This is a genomic window from Paracidovorax oryzae ATCC 19882, assembly GCF_000687165.1.
In the GTDB taxonomy this organism is placed as follows: domain Bacteria; phylum Pseudomonadota; class Gammaproteobacteria; order Burkholderiales; family Burkholderiaceae_C; genus Paracidovorax; species Paracidovorax oryzae.
In genome coordinates this window covers 13,168-29,968 of sequence record NZ_JMKU01000008.1, presented here as the reverse complement: position 1 = coordinate 29,968, position 16,801 = coordinate 13,168, and the positions used below count along the sequence as shown (strand labels likewise).

The following is a 16,801-nucleotide window of genomic DNA, read 5'->3' as shown; positions in this document are numbered from 1 at the left end:
ATGGGTTCTCCGGTTCAGGGGGTGGCGAGCGCCTGTTCGCGCACGGCGTTCTTGAGCACCTTGCCGACGGGCGAGCGCGGCAGGCTGGCGAGTAAGTGGATGCGCTTGGGTGTCTGCACCGGGCCCAGACGCTCGCGCACGAAGGCGATCAGCTCCGCCTCGGTGGCGGCATGGCCCGCGCGCAGCTGCACGGCGGCCTGCACCGCCTCGCCCCACTTGTCGTCGGGGATGCCGAACACGGCGCATTCGTGGACCGCCGGGTGCTGGCCCAGGGCGTTCTCCACGTCCACCGGATAGACATTGAAGCCGCCGGTGATGACCAGGTCCTTGAGGCGGTCCTTGAGGTAGAGGTAGCCGCGCTCGTCGATCAGGCCGCGGTCGCCGGTGTGCAGCCAGCCGTCCACCAGGGTTTCGGCGGTCTTCTCCGGCAGGCGCCAGTAGCCGGTCATGAGCAGGTCGCCCCGCGCCACCACCTCGCCCACCTCGCCCGGGGGCAACAGGCGGCCGTCGGGCGCCATGACGGCCACGTCGCTGAACCAGGTGGTGCGGCCTACGGCGGCCCAGTTGCGCTCGTCCTCGAAGTCCTCCGGACGCATCACGGTGAGGATCTGCGGCGCCTCGGTCTGGCCGTAGGTGGTGCCCAGCACGGGGCCGAAGAAGGCCCGCACCTCGCGGATCTTCTCGGGCGGCATGGGGGCGCCGCCGTAGATCAGCCGGCGCAGGCGCGGGAAGTCCGCGCGGCTCGCGCCCGGCAGCGCCATCAGCATGTACACCAGCGTGGGCGGCATGAAGCACACGGTGCCGCCGCGTTCGCGGAAGGCCGTGCGCACGGCCTCGGCGCCCGCGCCCTGCAGCACCACGTGGCAGCCGCCCTGCGCCAGGATGGGCAGCAGGTAGGTGGACGTGCCGTGCGTGATCGGCGCGGCGACGATGTAGCGCTCGTGCTCATCGAAGCCCCAGGCATGGATCTGGTTGGCGATGTTGGCCATCCAGGCGCGGTAGGGCTGCATCACGCCCTTGGGCGCGCCCGTGGTGCCGCCGGTGAACTTGATGGCCTGCGTGGCGCTGTCCGGCAGGTCGAACACCGGGCGCGGAGCGCCAGCATGCCGCCGCGCGAGCGCGGCCACGCTGGGCACGGCCTCGCTGTCGGGCCCGTGGGCATGGATGCGCGCGCCCGGCACGCCCTCCAGCAGCGGCGCGCAGTCCGCATCGAGCACCAGGATGCCGGGCGTGGTGGCGTCGGTGATGCGGCGGATCTCCGGCGCCGTGCTCTTGGGGTTGAGCGGCACCCAGACCTTGCCGCAGGCCAGCACCGCCAACAGCGCGGCGATGTGGTCGGCGCTGTTGTGCGCGCAGATGCCGACGCGGCTCTGCGGCGCCGGGTCGCGCGCCACCAGGGCCGCCGCCAGGGCGGCGACGCGCGCGGCGAGCTCGCCGTAGCGGATGGCGCCCTCCGGCGCGTCGATGGCGATGCGGTCGGGCCAGCGCGTGGCGGCGCGCCAGAAGAAGTCGATGGGGTACATGGGTCGGGTCACTCCTGCGGAGGCAGCGGTACTACGGGTCGTGGTGGTCGGAAAGGGTGGATGGGGCAGGAGGGCGCTCTGCGCCGCTCACTCGGCCTTGGCACCCGAGGCCTTGACCACCTCGCGCCAGCGCTGGGTCTCGCTCAGGGCGAAGCTGCGCATCTGCTCCGGCGTTCCGGGCACGGGCGTGGCGGCCATTTCCTGCAGGCGCTGGCGCACGTCGGGCGCGTTCAGCACCTTGTTCAGCTCGGCGTTGAGACGCTCGACGATCGGCCTGGGCGTACCGGCCGGTGCCGCCAGGCCGAACCACGACTGCACGTCGAAGCCCGGCAGGCCCGACTCGGCCACCGTGGGCACGTTCGGCAGCAGGGGCGAGCGCTGGGCGCTGGTGATGGCGATCGCGCGCAGGCGCCCGGCCTGCACGTGGGGCAGGGCGGACGGCGCGTTGTCGAACATGGACTGCACCTGCCCGCCCAGCAGGTCGGTCATCGCGGGCGCGCTGCCGCGGTAGGGCACGTGCAGCATGTTCAGATGGGTCTGCATCTTGAAGATCTCGCCCGACAGGTGGATGGAGGAGCCGTTGCCCGACGAAGCGAAGGTGATGCCGTCCCTGGACTCCTTCGCGAAGCGCTGGTAGTCGGCCACGCTCCTGATCGGCAGGCTGTTGTTGACCACCAGCAGGTTGGGGATCTTGGCGATCAGGCCGATGGGCTCGAAATCCTTCTGCGGGTCGTAGCCCAGCCGGCCGTACAGCGAGGCGTTGATGGTGTTGGCGATGGTGAAAACGTAGAGCGTGTAGCCGTCCGGCGGCGACTTCGCCACCACCTCGGCTCCCACGTTGCTGTTGGCGCCCGCCCGGTTGTCCACCATCATGGGTTGCCCCAGGCGTTCGCCCAGCTTCACGGCCACGATGCGCGCGATGACGTCGGTCGCGCCGCCCGCCGCATAGCCGACGACGAGCCGGATCGGCCGCGACGGCCACGTTCCGGAAGAAGGCGTCTCCGCATGCGCGGCGGGCACATGCAATGCCGTGGTGGCCGCGCAGGCAATGGCGCACAGGGCGGCACCGAAGGCCACGATGCGGCGGCGCGCGAGGAAGTGCGGGAGGGGGCGGGCACAGGGGCCGGCTGGAACAGGGTGCAGGGGGGCAGCGGTCATGGTCTTGTCTCCTGGGTGGGCACGGGGCAATCGCGGTCCGGGTCGCACGGCCTGGGGCACACTGCGCACGGACTTCATCGACACCTGGATTCTTCGCAATGCCACCACGCACCACGAATCGAAACGTCCGCCAGCCGGACGATCCACGCCACCAGGCTCCGGATCAGGAAGCGGACGATCCGGGCAGCCGCACGCTGCGGCGCGGCCTGCAGGTGCTCGATGCCGTGCTGGCCGGCGGCCCGGAAGGGGTGCGCGTGGTGGACCTGTGCCGCGGCGTGGCGCTGGAGCGGGCCACCGTGTACCGGTTGCTGTCCACGCTGCTCGAGGCCGGACACGTCGCGCGGCAGGGGCGCTTCCGCTACGTGCCCGGGCCGCGCATGGCGGCGCTCGCGCCGGCCGGCGCGCTGCCCAACCGCGCGGTGCACCTGCAGCCGCTGCTCGCGCGCATCAGCGCCGCCTGTGGCGACGCGGCCTTCGCCATCGTGCGGGAAGGGCCGCTGTCGCACTGCATCGCGCGGCAGGTGGGCACGCACCCGGTACAGATCCTGGTGATCGAGGTGGGCACGCGCCAGCCGCTGGGCGTGGGGGCGGCGGGGCTGGCCCTGCTCGCCGCCCTGCCGGACGCGGAAGTGGAAACCATCATCGCGGCCAACGCCCCGCGCCTGGCCGCCTACGGCGGCATGACGCCGGAGCGCATGCGCCTGCTGGTGCGCGCCACGCGCGAGCGCGGCTGGTCCGTCATCGGCAACCACGCCACGCGCGGCGTGCTGGCCGTGGGCATGGCCGTGCGGGACGCGCGCGGCCGGCCGGTGGCGGCCGTCAGCGTGGCCACTACGCTGGCGCGCATGCCGCGCGAGCGCCAGCAGCTGGTCGCGCGCACGATCCGCGATGCATTGAAGGAACTGCCGCCAGGTTCCATGTGAACCTTTCTAATGAGCGGATGGCACGGCCCAGCGAAGCGGTTCCGGCGAGGCGCTGCATCGCAGGCAGTACGGACAGTACGACAAGATGCAGCAACGACGCCGGAAGGGCCGTGCCGGCCGCTCGCTCAATGCACAACCATCAGCGTGAACGGCCAGACATACGCCTGCATCGTCACATACAGCCCCACCAGGCAGGCCAGCGCGATGGAATGGAAGAACACGTAGCGCAGGATCTCGCCCTCGCGGTCGAACCAGCGCGTGGCGGTGGAGGCCACCACGATCGACTGCGCGTCGATCATCTTGCCCATCACCCCGCCCGAGCTGTTGGCCGCGCCCATCAGGTTGGGCGACAGTCCCAGCTGCTCGGCCGCCACCTTCTGCATGCCGCCGAACAGCACGTTGGACGCCGTGTCCGAACCCGTGAGCGCCACGCCCAGCCAGCCCATCAGCGTGCCGAAGAACGGGTACAGCACGCCCGTGTTGGCGAACGCCAGGCCCAGCGTGGTGTCCGTGCCCGAATAGCGGGTGAGCGTGCCCAGCGCCAGCATCAGCACGATGGTGAGCAGCGAGAACTTCACCAGCCAGATCGTCTTGAAGAAGGTGCGGACGATGGCCACCGGGTTGTATTTCATGAGGAAGGCGCTCACCACCGCCGAGAGCAGGATCGCCGTGCCGGTGGCCGACAGCAGATTGAGCGTATAGACCGCGCCCTCCTTGGTGGGCACGGGCACCACGGGCGGCACCTTCTCTATCAGGTTGTGCAGCCCAGCCATCGGGAAGGACGGCGCGAACAGGCCGTTGAGCCAGGCCTTGACGGGCGGCAGCCCCCAGATGAACACGAACACCGACAGGATGGCCCAGGGCATCCAGGCCGCCACCAGCTCGGCCCGGGTGTGGCGCGCCACGGGCTGGGGCGGCTTGGCCTCGGCCGCGCTCACGTCGTTGCCGCGCAGCGAAGGCGAAGTCCATACCGACTTCGGCTTCCAGACGCGCAGGAAGGCGATCAGGCAGACCATGGAGACGATGGCCGCGATGATGTCCACCAGTTCGGGCCCGATGAAGTTGGAGACCAGGAACTGCGGCACCGCGAACGACACGCCCGTGACCAGGATCGCCGGCCAGATCTCCATCATGCCCTTGCGCCCCGCGAAGGCCCAGATCAGCCAGAACGGCACCAGCAGCGAGAAGAACGGCAGCTGCCGGCCCACCATGGCCGTGACCGCCATCACGTCGTAGCCATGCACCTTGGCCAGCGTGAGGATGGGCGTGCCCAGCGCGCCGAACGCCACCGGCGCCGTGTTGGCGATGAGCGAGAGCCCCGAGGCCGCGAGCGGCGAGAAGCCCAGCCCGATGAGGATGGCCGCCGTCACCGCCACCGGCGTGCCGAAGCCCGCCGCCCCTTCGAAGAACGCGCCGAAGCAGAACGCGATCAGCAGCAGCTGGATGCGCCGGTCCTCCGTGATGCCCGAGAGCGAATCCTGCAGCACCTTGAAGCTGCCGTTCTGCTCCGTGAGCTGGTGCAGGAAGATGATGTTGAGCACGATCCAGCCGATCGGCAGCAGGCCCGTGAAGCCCCCCAGCAGCGCGGCCCGGCCGGCCATGTCCGCCGGCATGCCGTAGGCGAAGACGGCCACGAGCAGGGCCGCGACGAGCCCCATGCCCGCGGCGATGTGCGCCTTGATGTGGAAGAAGCCGAGGGCCGCCAGCATGACCACCACCGGAACCGCGGCGAGGGCGGTGGAGAGGACCATGCTGCCGAACGGGTCGTAGATTTGCTGCCAGGCCATGCGCTTGTCTCCGTTGGATGAACGATGTCTGTTTCTCTCGGGCGCAAAGACGGGCGCGCGCGGGCGCCCGGCACGGCGCCGGGCGCCGCGGGAAACATGATCGCCGCAGTAGGGAATTTTTCAAAGCGCGGCAGCACCGCGGGAAGCCATCTTTCCCGCAAAAGTTCCCAAGGACAAACCCTCTGGTCCTGGTGCGACGTCTTGCGCTAGGTCGCGCTGCTCGCGGGCCCGGCGGCCGTGATCACCCCGCCCCCCAGGCACACCTCGCCGTCGTACAGCACCGCGCTCTGCCCCGGCGTCACCGCCCACTGCGCCTCGGGGAACGCGAGCGCGAAATCCCCCCCCTCCGCCTGCGTGACCGTGCAGTCCGCATCCTGCTGGCGGTAGCGCGTCTTGGCCGCGCAGGCGCCGGCGGCCGGCGGCCGGCCCGCCACCCAGCTCGCATCGGTGGCCTGCAGCGTGTGCGACAGCAGCCAGGGATGGTCATGGCCCTGCACCACGCGCAGCACGTTGCGTTCGACCTCCTTGCGCGCGACGAACCACGGAGCATGCTCGCCGCCGCCGCGCTGCGCGCCTTTTTCCTTCACGCCGCCGATGCCCAGGCCCTGGCGCTGTCCGAGCGTGTAGAACGAGAGGCCCACGTGCTGCCCCAGCTTGCGCCCCCGGTCATCCAGGATCGGGCCCGGCGCGTGCTGGATGTAGCGGTTCAGGAACTCGCGGAACGGCCGCTCGCCGATGAAGCAGATGCCGGTGGAGTCCTTCTTCTTCGCGTTGGGCAGGCCGATCTCTTCCGCGATGCGGCGCACCTCGGTCTTGCGCAGCTCGCCCACGGGGAACAGCGTGCGCGCAAGCTGCGCCTGGTTCAGGCGGTGCAGGAAGTAGCTCTGGTCCTTGGCCGGGTCCAGCCCCTTGAGCAGTTCGTGCAGGCCGGTGGCGGGGTTGTGGCGCACGCGTGCATAGTGGCCGGTGGCGATCTTCTCGGCGCCCACGCGCATGGCGTGGTCCAGGAAGGCTTTGAACTTGATCTCGGCGTTGCAGAGCACGTCCGGGTTGGGGGTGCGGCCGGCTTCGTACTCGCGCAGGAACTCGGCGAACACGCGGTCCTTGTACTCGGCGGCGAAGTTGACGTGCTCGATCTCGATGCCGATCACGTCGGCCACGGCCGCGGCATCGACGAAATCGACATTGGAGGAGCAGTACTCGCTGTCGTCGTCGTCCTCCCAGTTCTTCATGAAGATGCCCACGACTTCGTGGCCCTGCTGCTTCAGGAGGTGGGCGGTCACCGCGGAATCCACGCCGCCGGAGAGTCCGACGACGATGCGCTGCTTGGGGGAGGCTGTCATCCCCGGGATTGTATTTTTCGAGCGGGGGGCCTGCTCGCGGCGCGCGGCAAAGGCCTGCCGGCGGCAGGCCGCCAACGTGACCGCAGCCGCTTCAAGTGCCGCGCAGCACGCTCGGGTCGGTATGGATCATGTCCACCGGATGCCGCTGCCCGGCGAGGTAGTCCTCGATGCAGCGCATCACCAGCGGGCTGCGGTGGCGGTCGGCGCAGGAGCGCAGTTCATCGGGCGTCATCCACACGGTGCGCACGATGCCGTCGTCGAGCGTGCGCCAGGCATGGTGCGCGCCCAGCGTGCCGGTGAAGGCGAATCGCAGGTAGGTGATGTCGTCGCCCGTGCGGGTGCGCGTGAAACGGTTGAGGTAGATCCCGACCAGTGCGGTGGCGGTGAAGTCGTAAGCCGTTTCCTCCAGCACCTCGCGCACGCAGGCCTGTTCGGGCGATTCCCCTGGGTCGAGATGCCCGGCGGGATTGTTGAGCCGCAGCCCGTCGGCCGTGTCCTCTTCCACGAGGAGGAAGCGGCCTCCCTGCTCGATGACGGCGGCCACGGTGACGTTGGGTTTCCAGCGGTTGGGCATGGCGCGCATTATGACCATGCGGCGGCCGGGTGAGCCAGTCCCGTTACGCTACCGTCACGGCCGCGCGGGTGCCGGCCGCAACACCAGCCAGAGCGCCACCGCGATCAGGGAGCCGCCCGCGGCGTGCGCAACGGTCACGGTTTCGTCCAGCAGCAGCCAGCCCCAGGCCACGCCGAACGCGGGCACCAGGAAGGTGACGGAAAGGGCCTTGAGCGGCCCCACGTCCGCGATCAGCCGGAAATACAGCACGTAAGCCCAGGCGGTGCAAAGCAGCCCCATGGCGAGCAGCGCCGCCCACACTTGCGCAGGCGCCGCGGCCCACTGGCCTGCGAGGCCCGGCTGGCTCCAGGCCTGCCATGCCGCCCAGGGCGCCAGCGCCAGCACGGCGCCCCACTGGCTGCCCAGCGCGACCAGGCGGCTGTCCAGCCCGCCGCGTGCGGTGATCCAGCGGCGCGTCAGGAAGCCCGCGAGGCCGTAGCAGGCCGTGGCTGCCAGGCACGCCGCGATGCCCGCCGCGACTGGCGCGGTGAGGACGACCGGCCCGGCCTGCGCCAGCACGGCCACGCCAGCCATGCCGAGCAGCACGCCCGCGGCGCCCGCGCCGGTGATGCGCTCGCCGAAAGCCGCCGCGCCGATGAGCACGCCCATGAGCGGCGTGGTGGCGTTCAGCATCGCGCTGTAGCCCGCGGGCAGCACCCGCGCGGCCAGTGCGAACATGCAGAACGGAATGCCCGAGTTGACCACCCCGAGCACGAGCACCGCCCCCAGGCGCCCCCGGAACGCGGGGCGCTGCCGCGTCAGCGCCACCAGCGCCATCAGCCCCAGCGCGGCCAGCAGCACGCGCCCGAAGGCCGTGGGCACGGCACCCAGCGCCGGGACCGTGTAGCGGGTGAAGAGAAAGCTCCCGCCCCACAGGGCGGCGAGCAGCAGGAGGCGCAGGAGGCTGGCGGAAGACATGGCGGGTGGTATCCAGGCAGGTGAACGGAAGAACAGAAGACCAGGCCGGCGTGCGGCCGCAGGGACATTCTCGGCAGTGGGCTGCAGCGGCCGCAAACGATTTATCCTGTTGGATCGTTTATCCCTGCTTAACAGCCATGCGCCTTCCCCCGCTTGCTTCCGTACGCTTCTTCGAGGCGGCCGCCCGCCACCTGAGCGTGCGCGCCGCGGCCGCGGAACTGCACGTGACCCCGGGTGCGGTGTCGCAGCAGCTGCGCCGGCTGGAAGGCTTCCTGGGCTGCGCGCTGTTCGAGCGGCTGCCGCGCGGGCTCGCGCTCACGCCGGCGGGGCGCGACTACCTCGCGGCCTGCGCCGAGGCACTGGCGCTCGTCGGCCACGCCACCGCGCGCCTGCAGGCGCTGGGGCAGCGGCGTGTGGTGCGGCTCAGCTGCACCGCCGGCTTTGCGGTGCAGTGGCTGGTGCCGCGGCTGGAGGACTTCTCGCGTGTGGCACCGGATGTCGATGTGCATGTGAGCACCACCGACCGCGTGGTCGATCTGGCGTCCGAGGACATCCATTTCGCGGTGCGCCATGGCCTGGGCGTGGCGCCCGGGCTGCAGGCCGAGGTGCTGGTGGCCGACGACCTGGTGCCGGTCTGCAGCCCGCACCTGATCGCACCCCGGCGCGTGCCCCGCATCGCCGACATCACCGGCGCCCGGCTGCTGCACGACGGACACCGCGGCGACTGGCGGCTCTGGTGCGAGGCGAACGGGGCCCTGGGCGTGGACTGCAACCAGGGCGTGGTGTTCACGCATTCCAACGGCACGATCGAGGCAGCCCTGGCAGGCCGGGGCTTCGCCCTGGCGCGGCAGGGCTTCGTGGCCGGGGAGATCGCGGCGCGCATGCTCGTGGCCGTGCCGTCGGCCGCGCTGGCGACGCCACTGGCCTACCGGCTGGTGCACCGGCCCGAAGTACTGGTGGACCCTTCCCTGCGCGCCTTCCGGGACTGGATCATGGAGCAGGCCGGCCCGTCCTGACGTGGCTTCGCCCGGCCAAGCAAGGGTTTCGCGCGCGCATCGGCTGTCCGGCCGGCCATGGATAGTCTTCGATTTATTTGCCTTATAAATCAAATGCCATCCATCAATAGCCCCACCTTCACCCCGCTGTCGCCCGTATCCCTGCCGGAGACGGAGGGAGGCCGCACGCCTGCGGCGAGCCCGCAGCGCGAGCCTGCGCGCCTGGTCGCGCCGCAGGGCATGCCGTCGCCCCAGCGCTCCGCCCGTGAAGAAGCAAGCCCGGCGGCGCAATCGCGCTCGCCCTCGCCCTCGCCTCAGGCGCCGGGAGCCGCCCGGCCCGCGGAAGGGCCCGCATCCGGCGCGCCCGCAGGGGCCTGGGCGCGCACGCGACAGGCGATCAGCACCGCCGGGCGCCTCATGGATGCCCGCACGGTGCTGATGCGCGGCGACGACGCACAGTTCATCGAGGCACTCAGGGGCGGAGGCGACCCCGAAAACGGCGCACTCCAGGCCGGCGCCACACTGCCCGCACTGCGCCAGGGCACGCAGGCACTTCGCGAGCAGATCCTGGAAGCGCCCGACGTACCCCCCACGCTGAAGCAGCACTTCCAGGGCAAGATCGCGCACCTCGAATCCACGTTGGCTGCGCTGGAGACCGACCAGCCGCTCGCGCGCCGCACAGCCATCTACCTGGGCATGAACACCCTGCTGCCGGCCCTGCCCATCGCCATCGCCTTCCGCGGACACCAGAACCAGTTCGAAGCGGAATTGGCGGGCCTCTATGCCAAGACGGCGCTCATGGCCATCGGTTCGGTGCGCTCGCCCACGGCCGCCAACCGGCACAGCGTGATGGACCATTTCATGTCGCGCCACTACATCAACGTGATGCAGGCGGCGATCTTCGCGCTGCCGACCTTCGTGCCGCAACTGCACAAGCTCAACACCCATCCGGCCTTCAACGTGGGCGCAGGCATGGTGTCCACCGCGGCGCTGTTCATGGGCTTCCTGGGCAAGGAGATCAAGGAAATCGGCCAGCGCATGCGCCATGGCGTGCCGGACCCGTCGCTCGCCGCGGCCGGCCGCGAACTCCAGGCCGCGCAGGCCGAAGATGCACCCGAAGCCGCGCAGACACTCACCCTCCTCGCCCAGGCCCTGGAACGGGCGCGCTCCGACCAGCAGGCCCTGGCCGATGGCAAGAGCGGGTTCCTGGCCCAGGGCCATGAACTCAGTCCCGCCACCAGCAAGCAGGTGACCCTGGCCGCGAACGCGTTCCTGGATATCGCCACCGACCTGGAACGGGTACTGCACCCCGACGGTCTGCCGGACGCCGCCACGCCCGCGGAGGGTGCCGGCGACCCCGACCGCGTGGCCAAGTACGCGCTGGCGGCGTTCACCACGGCGGTCTGCGCCACCACCACGGCGCTGATGTATCCCGATCAGATCGGCATGGTGGACCTGGCCTCCGATGCCGTCTTCACCATGGCCCTGATGACGGCCAACGCCCGCAACCCGAACGTCACGCGCACCGACGCGCTCGACGAATTCAAGTCCTTCGCCGGGCTCAGCCTCGTGATGATCGCCGTGCTGACGGCCAACCACGCCGGCGACGATTTCATCGAGAAAAGCACTTCGGGCATGCTGATGGGCGCAGCGGCCATGGCGGTCCTCAACGTCACCATTCCCGGCCCCATCGGGCACGCGGCCGGCCAGGGATTCGAGAAGCTGTACGAGACGCTGCGCTCGCTGCGGCCGGCGGACCTGTGGAGCACTCTGCGCAACGTCGGGCACAACGCGCTGGAGCTTTTCCAGCACCATGCGCGCGGTGCGCAGCGCACGCCTTCCACGGTCCAGCTCGTCGAGATCCCTTCCTCGCCCGACTCAGCGCACGGGGCCGTGCCGCCCTGAACGACCGCGCACTGCGCACTGCACACCGCGGCGGCAGAAGCGGCGGCGCGCGGGAGGCCTACAACAGGCGCTCCATGTACACCGCCTGCGCGCCATAACCCGCCAGGCGTTCGCGCGATTCGGCCGATGCGGGCTCGCGCACCGCATAGCCCTGGCGCTCCCAGTAGGCGCGCGACCCCTGCACCGAGACCAGGGCGGTGTGCCGCAGACCGGCGGCGCGGGCTTCGTGCCACGCTGCCTGCAGCAGCGCGCCGGCCAGGCCGCGCCCCGCGCAGGCGGGATGCACCGCCATGTCGTGCAGGTAGAGCGTGTCGGGCACCTCGGCGGGCACCTCGAAATCGCCGTGCAGCGGCGTCACCTTGCCGCGAACCGAGCGGTAGGCGGCCAGATAGGCCTGCACGGAGCCCGGCGCCCCGGCCACCAGCGAACAGTTCACGGGACTGGCCAGGCGCCGGGCGAAGACGTCCGCGCTTTCGATGAATCCTTCCCCATAGCAGGCCCGCTGCACCGCCAGCAGCCCGGGCAGATCTTCCACGCCCAGCCCGCGCATGGGCGGCACGGGAACGGCGGACAGGACAGGCACGGCGGTCGGATCGGCTGGAGATCGCATGAATCCTTGTGTTACGGTCGGGTTCGCAGGGCAACCCGGCCGTGGGGCGACACGGTATGTAATAGAGTGCCGACAGTACATCACAACGCGATCAGTGCTCCGGCGGGCGGGCGGACCCGGACCGGTGGCGGCCAAGCGCCTTCATGTCCCTGAACCATTTCCTGCGCCTCATCGGCATCGTGCTGGCCACCGTGACGGCCCTGCTGGCCACGCATGCCAGCTGGGGGCAATGGCGTTCGTGGCGCGCCGCGGACGCCGGATCGCGCGCGCTCGCGGACCTCGGCCTGGGCCTGGTGGCGACCGAACGGGTGTCGCGCGAGCGCGGCCCGACGAACGCCCGCCTGGGTGCGCTCGACGGAACGCCCGATCCACAGGCTGTCGCCGCCCTGGCGAAGGCGCGCGAAAGCACCGACCAGGCCATGGCACAGCTGCGCGCCATGCTGGCTGCCCGGTCGCAGGCACCGCACATGGGCGCCCTGCTGGCCGGGGCGGACGACACCGCGCAGGCGCTCGCACGCGCCCGGGCGGCGGCCGACGAGGTCATCGCCCTCCCCCATGCCCGGCGCACGCCCGAGGCCGTCCGCGCCAGCGTCTATGGCCTGGTGGCCATCGTGCCGCGGCTCGCACCGGTCAACAGTGCACTGATCCAGGCCGTGCGGACGGCCCAGCCGTCCATGGACGGCGACACGCAGGTGCTGCGGATCACCGCGGAACTGCGCGAGCATGCGGGCCTGCTCGGATCGCATTTCACCGCCGCGCTGGCAAAGCAGCGGCCGTTCACGGCCGAAGAACGGAATGCGATCGAGCAGACGCGCGGACGCATCATGGCGCTGCAGTTCCTGCTGGAACAGCGCCTGGCCCGCCAGGATGCCCCGCCCGACATCGCCGAAGCCTGGGAGGCCGTGGACAGCGGCTACTTCGGCCATGCGGCGCGGGACATCGTCGCGCCCGTGCTGGCAGCCGGCGAGCGGGACGGGCGCTACGGCATCACCGCCGCCCAGTTCGCGGTGCGCTACGTGCCCGAACTGGGCAAGGTGGTGGCACTGCGCGACCGGCTGATGGCGCGGCTGCAGGCCGACGCGCTCGCCGCCCGGGAGCGCGCCTTGCACAGCTTCGTGGAGGTGGTGGGCGCCTCCGCCCTGCTCTGGGCCATCCTCGCGGGCACGTTGGCCATGCTGCACGCCCGTGTGCTGCGCCCCCTGGCCCAGACCACCCAGGCCCTGCAGGACCTGGCCCGCAACCGCCTGGACGCACCGCTGCCCAAGCCTGCGGCCGACGACGAGATCGCCGCGGTGATCGGCGCCGTGCGCGCGCTGCAGGAGCACACGCAGGCCCGGCAGGTGCTCGAGCGCGAGCGCGACGGCCTCATCGCGCAGTTGCGGGAGCAGTCGCTCACCGATTTCCTCACGGGGCTGCCCAATCGCCGCGCGTTTTTCGCGGCGGCGCGCGAACGCGTAGCGCAGGCGCGGCAGCAGCGCTTCGACGTCGCCCTGATGCTGCTGGACGTGGACCTGTTCAAGAGCTTCAACGACCGCGCGGGGCATGCTGCCGGCGACGAGGCGCTGCGGGCCGTGGCACGCGCGGTGCGCAACACCCTGCGCCCGGGCGACCTCGTGGCGCGGTATGGGGGCGAGGAATTCGTGGTGCTGCTCGGCCCCTGCGCGGGCCGCGAGGGTGCGGCCTTCGCGGAGCGCCTGCGCCACGCCATCGAGACGGCACCGGTCATCCTGCCCTCGGGGGAGCGCTTCCGGCTCACGGCCAGCTTGGGCGTGGCGGTCTCCCAGCGCCACGGCCTGGTGCTGGACCACCTGCTCTCGGAAGCGGACACCGCCCTCTACCGGGCCAAGGACCGGGGCCGCAACCGGGTCGAGGAAGCTGCCTGAAGGGCCGGCGGCTCAGCGCGGCAGGGCGGCCGGCGGGCGCACGAAGTCGTCCAGCGACAGGCCCTTCTCCCGCAGCAGCGATTCCAGCACCGGGCGCAACTCGCCGAGGCTTTCCTCCACCGCCTCGCGCACCGTGTCCACCACGACCTGGGTGCTGCGCTCGATCTCGACGTTGAGCGCGTCGCCCGCGCGCAGGTCCTCGAACACGGTGGCGCGGCGCGTCTCGGGAATCAGCCAGACCTCGAACCACCCCTCGGCACGGTTCACCTCCGCCACGGTCAGGCTGGCGCCGTGCAGGGCGATGTAGCCCTTGGCGAAGACATAGCGGCGGAACGGGGCCGGCACCGCCACGCGCCACACGCGGTTGTTCTCGGAATCGCGCACGCTCTGCAGCGTGGCCGCGAAATCGATGTGGCCCGACAGCGGATGGCCGCCGATCTCCGCGCCGTCGCGGGCCGCACGTTCCACGTTCACGCTCCGCCCGGCCGCATAGCCGCCCAGCGTGGTCACGTTCAGGCTCTGCAGCATCACGTCGAACGCGGCCGACGTGGGCGAGACCAGGCGCGTCACCGTGAGGCACACGCCATCCACCGCGACGCTGGCGCCGATGGCGAGTCCTTCGCAGAAGCCGGGGGGGAACTCGATCACGAAGGTGCGCAGCCCTTCGCGGTCCTGCAGCTCGGCGAGGGTGGCGGTGGCCTGGACGATACCTGTGAACATGGCGCGGATCTCTGTGGATGAAGGAAGCGGGGAGGCGCCGGGCATTGTGCCACCGGGGCCCTCGCCCCCGCTCCGGCAGGGGCGCCCCGGGAAGGCGGACCGCGCTACGCGCCCAGGGCCGCGGCCACGCGCGCCGCAAGCACGTCCAGGTCGAAGGGCTTGGTGAGCACGCCCATGCCCGGGTCCAGGTCGCGATCGCCGATCACGGCCTGCTCCGCATAGCCGGTGATGAACAGCACGGGCAGGTCCGGGCGCAGCGCGCGTCCGGCGTCGGCCACCTGGCGGCCGTTCATGCCGCCGGGCAGGCCCACGTCGGTGAGCAGGAGATCGAGCGGCCCGGCCCCGCGCAGCATCTCCAGCGCCGAGGGGCCGTCCTCCGCCTCGAGCACGCGGTAGCCCTGCTCGCGCAGCGACTCCGCCACCGTGGAGCGCACGGCAGGCTCGTCATCCACCAGCAGGACCGCCGGCATGTCGCGCCCCGGCCCGGCCACGGGCGCCCGGGCCTGGCCGGCAGGCGGCACGGCGGTGCCCGGGCCGGCCGGCAGCTCCGCATCGGCGCCGGCATGGCGTGGCAGCCAGAGCGTGATCGTCGTTCCCTGCCCGGCCACCGAAGCGATGCGGGCGGAACCGCCCGACTGCTGGGCAAAGCCATAGACCATGGACAGCCCCAGGCCGGTGCCCTGCCCCAGGGGCTTGGTGGTGAAGAAGGGCTCGAAGGCCCGTGCCGCCACGTCCGGCGCCATGCCCTCGCCGGTATCGGCCACCGACAGCGCGACATACTCACCCGGCGGCAGGTCGGTGGCGCGGCGCATGTGCGGCCCGTCGCCGGGCTGGCCGGCGGCATGGTTGGCGGTGGCGATGCGCAGGGTGCCGCCGCGGGGCATCGCATCGCGCGCGTTGATGCACAGGTTCAGCAGGGAATTCTCGATCTGCCCGGCATCGGCCCGCACCATCCAGAGCCCTGCGGCAGGCTCGAAGCGCACCGTGATGGCGGGCCCCACGGTGCGCTGCACCAGCTCCAGCAGGTCCGCGACGAGCTGGTTCAGGTCCACCACGACGGGTGCCAGGGTCTGGCGGCGGGAAAACGCGAGCAGGCGGTGCGTGAGCGAGGCGGCCCGCTTGGCGGAGCGGTGCGCCGTGTCGATGCAGCGCTCCATGTCGGCCACGCGCCCCTGGGACACGCGCAGCCGCAGCAGGTCCAGGCTCGCCATGATGCCGGCCAGCAGGTTGTTGAAGTCGTGCGCGATGCCGCCGGTGAGCTGCCCCACGGCCTCCATCTTCTGGGCCTGGCGCAATGCCTCCTCGGCGGCCATCAGTTCGCGCGTGCGCTCTTCCACCTTGGTTTCCAGCGTGTCGGCCAGCACGCGCAACTGCTGCTCCGCGGTGCGCCGCTGCACGGCCATGCGCGTGCGGTGGGCCACGCTGCGGATCAGCGCCAGTTCGTCCTCGGACCACTCCCGCGGCACCGGGTGGTTCAGGAACAGCATCGCCACGAGCCGTCCGCCCTCGATCAGCGGCAGGTTCACCAGCGCCCCCGCCTGCACCGCCCGCAGGGCGGGCACGTGGCTGGCGGTGCGCTCGTCGGTGGACACATCGTTCACGGTGACGATATGGCCGCGCAGCAGGTCCTCGTAGAACCGGCCATAGTGGGGAAGATGGTGCCGGCCCACGGCCGTGGACATGCCCAGGGACGTCCAGTCGCGCACGATGGTGACCGTGTTCGTCTCGTCGATGTCCCCGTAGCCCGCACGCCCCACGCCGAGCGTTTCGCCCAGCACGCGCGCGGCGGCGTAGGCCATGTCGGCGGGATCCTCGAGCGAGCGGAAGCTGTCGTCGAGCTGCAGCAGCGCCTGGGTCCGGCGCCCGGCGAGCGTCTGTTCGGTGACATCCTGGGCCGTTCCCGCGATGCGCAGGCTGCGGCCGGCCACGCCGCCCTGCACCTGGGCCAGCACCTTGAGCCAGCGCACCTGGCCGTCCGCGCGCCGGATGCGGTGGTCGAGCGCGTACTCCTGGCGGTGCGCGATGCTGTGCTCGAAAGCGGCCCGCACGCGCGCGGCATCGTCGGGATGCACCGATGCCGCCACTGCGCGCCAGCTCAGCGGCTGCTCGGCAGGCAGGCCGAAATGCTCGCGGCAGACCTCGGAACTGGTGAGCGCGAACGTCTCCAGGTCCAGCTCCCACAGGCCGATGCGCCCCGCGATCGCGGCGAAGCGCAGGTGCGCCTCCCGCTCCTCGAGCGCACGCACGCGCTGCCCCGCCACGGCAAGCGGCACCGGGGCCAACCCGCCAGGCACGGGATCGCCATCGCCCCCGGGCGTGGGTGGCTGCGGAGGAACGGGCGACAGGGTCAAAGGACGGAATCTCCCCAAACGGGCCACCGGGGCGGCCGCGTCGGACTAAGGCACCACGATGGCGAAAACGGT

General features: G+C 71.3%; 13 protein-coding genes. 4 read left to right on the top strand and 9 right to left on the bottom strand.

Features of this window, described 5'->3' with window-relative positions; all coding sequences use genetic code 11:
• Positions 1–14: 14 nt before the first annotated feature.
• Both T336_RS0107595 and T336_RS0107590 read right to left on the bottom strand, forming a co-directional pair.
• Complete coding sequence (locus T336_RS0107595; protein ID WP_026432086.1) at positions 15–1,523, bottom strand: class I adenylate-forming enzyme family protein; 1,509 nt, start codon at positions 1,521–1,523, stop codon at positions 15–17.
• Between the two features lie 87 nt (positions 1,524–1,610).
• Complete coding sequence (locus T336_RS0107590) at positions 1,611–2,681, bottom strand: tripartite tricarboxylate transporter substrate binding protein (RefSeq protein WP_035225460.1); 1,071 nt, start codon at positions 2,679–2,681, stop codon at positions 1,611–1,613.
• 98 nt (positions 2,682–2,779) lie between these two features.
• Between T336_RS0107590 and T336_RS0107585 the strand changes: the two genes are divergently transcribed.
• Positions 2,780–3,604, top strand: a complete 825-nt coding sequence (locus T336_RS0107585) for an IclR family transcriptional regulator (RefSeq protein ID WP_026432084.1) — start codon at positions 2,780–2,782, stop codon at positions 3,602–3,604.
• 125 nt (positions 3,605–3,729) lie between these two features.
• Here the strand turns inward: T336_RS0107585 and T336_RS0107580 are convergent, their stop codons facing one another.
• From T336_RS0107580 to T336_RS0107565, 4 genes are all read right to left on the bottom strand, one after another.
• Positions 3,730–5,391, bottom strand: coding sequence for an L-lactate permease (locus T336_RS0107580; protein WP_026432083.1), 1,662 nt, complete (start codon positions 5,389–5,391; stop codon positions 3,730–3,732).
• A gap of 206 nt (positions 5,392–5,597) precedes the next feature.
• Positions 5,598–6,734 (bottom strand): tRNA 2-thiouridine(34) synthase MnmA, encoded by a 1,137-nt coding sequence (gene mnmA, locus T336_RS0107575; protein WP_026432082.1) that lies wholly within the window; start codon positions 6,732–6,734, stop codon positions 5,598–5,600.
• Between the two features lie 91 nt (positions 6,735–6,825).
• On the bottom strand, positions 6,826–7,308 hold the full coding sequence (locus tag T336_RS0107570; protein WP_026432081.1) for an NUDIX hydrolase: 483 nt from the start codon (positions 7,306–7,308) through the stop codon (positions 6,826–6,828).
• Between the two features lie 54 nt (positions 7,309–7,362).
• Positions 7,363–8,265 carry a DMT family transporter gene (locus T336_RS0107565; RefSeq protein WP_026432080.1) on the bottom strand — a complete coding sequence of 301 codons (903 nt, stop codon included), beginning with the start codon at positions 8,263–8,265 and terminating at the stop codon, positions 7,363–7,365.
• Between the two features lie 137 nt (positions 8,266–8,402).
• Here T336_RS0107565 and T336_RS0107560 point away from each other — a divergent pair, with 137 nt between their 5' ends.
• Positions 8,403–9,281 carry a LysR substrate-binding domain-containing protein gene (locus tag T336_RS0107560; RefSeq protein WP_026432079.1) on the top strand — a complete coding sequence of 293 codons (879 nt, stop codon included), beginning with the start codon at positions 8,403–8,405 and terminating at the stop codon, positions 9,279–9,281.
• A gap of 93 nt (positions 9,282–9,374) precedes the next feature.
• Positions 9,375–11,165: a hypothetical protein gene (locus tag T336_RS0107555; protein WP_084151386.1), complete on the top strand. Its 1,791-nt coding sequence runs from the start codon at positions 9,375–9,377 to the stop codon at positions 11,163–11,165.
• A 58-nt stretch (positions 11,166–11,223) separates the two neighbouring features.
• Here T336_RS0107555 and T336_RS0107550 read toward each other — a convergent pair whose 3' ends face one another.
• Entirely contained in the window at positions 11,224–11,775 is a 552-nt protein-coding gene (locus tag T336_RS0107550; RefSeq protein ID WP_026432077.1) for a GNAT family N-acetyltransferase, read from the bottom strand.
• A gap of 143 nt (positions 11,776–11,918) precedes the next feature.
• Between T336_RS0107550 and T336_RS0107545 the strand changes: the two genes are divergently transcribed.
• Positions 11,919–13,658 (top strand): GGDEF domain-containing protein, encoded by a 1,740-nt coding sequence (locus T336_RS0107545; RefSeq protein ID WP_026432076.1) that lies wholly within the window; start codon positions 11,919–11,921, stop codon positions 13,656–13,658.
• A 12-nt stretch (positions 13,659–13,670) separates the two neighbouring features.
• Here T336_RS0107545 and T336_RS0107540 read toward each other — a convergent pair whose 3' ends face one another.
• Both T336_RS0107540 and T336_RS0107535 read right to left on the bottom strand, forming a co-directional pair.
• Positions 13,671–14,378, bottom strand: a complete 708-nt coding sequence (locus T336_RS0107540; protein ID WP_026432075.1) for a riboflavin synthase — start codon at positions 14,376–14,378, stop codon at positions 13,671–13,673.
• A gap of 104 nt (positions 14,379–14,482) precedes the next feature.
• Positions 14,483–16,729 (bottom strand): response regulator, encoded by a 2,247-nt coding sequence (locus T336_RS0107535; protein ID WP_026432074.1) that lies wholly within the window; start codon positions 16,727–16,729, stop codon positions 14,483–14,485.
• Positions 16,730–16,801 lie beyond the last annotated feature (72 nt).

Bases quoted from the DNA above. Each gene is read 5' to 3' on its own strand.
- T336_RS0107580 (WP_026432083.1), bottom strand. From the start codon at position 5,391: ATGGCCTGGCAGCAAATCTACGACCCGTTCGGCAGCATGGTCCTCTCC.
- T336_RS0107555 (WP_084151386.1), top strand. From the start codon at position 9,375: ATGCCATCCATCAATAGCCCCACCTTCACCCCGCTGTCGCCCGTATCC.
- T336_RS0107545 (WP_026432076.1), top strand. From the start codon at position 11,919: ATGTCCCTGAACCATTTCCTGCGCCTCATCGGCATCGTGCTGGCCACC.
- T336_RS0107560 (WP_026432079.1), top strand. From the start codon at position 8,403: ATGCGCCTTCCCCCGCTTGCTTCCGTACGCTTCTTCGAGGCGGCCGCC.
- T336_RS0107550 (WP_026432077.1), bottom strand. From the start codon at position 11,775: ATGCGATCTCCAGCCGATCCGACCGCCGTGCCTGTCCTGTCCGCCGTT.
- mnmA (WP_026432082.1), bottom strand. From the start codon at position 6,734: ATGACAGCCTCCCCCAAGCAGCGCATCGTCGTCGGACTCTCCGGCGGC.
- T336_RS0107570 (WP_026432081.1), bottom strand. From the start codon at position 7,308: ATGCCCAACCGCTGGAAACCCAACGTCACCGTGGCCGCCGTCATCGAG.
- T336_RS0107585 (WP_026432084.1), top strand. From the start codon at position 2,780: ATGCCACCACGCACCACGAATCGAAACGTCCGCCAGCCGGACGATCCA.
- T336_RS0107565 (WP_026432080.1), bottom strand. From the start codon at position 8,265: ATGTCTTCCGCCAGCCTCCTGCGCCTCCTGCTGCTCGCCGCCCTGTGG.
- T336_RS0107590 (WP_035225460.1), bottom strand. From the start codon at position 2,681: ATGACCGCTGCCCCCCTGCACCCTGTTCCAGCCGGCCCCTGTGCCCGC.
- T336_RS0107540 (WP_026432075.1), bottom strand. From the start codon at position 14,378: ATGTTCACAGGTATCGTCCAGGCCACCGCCACCCTCGCCGAGCTGCAG.
- T336_RS0107595 (WP_026432086.1), bottom strand. From the start codon at position 1,523: ATGTACCCCATCGACTTCTTCTGGCGCGCCGCCACGCGCTGGCCCGAC.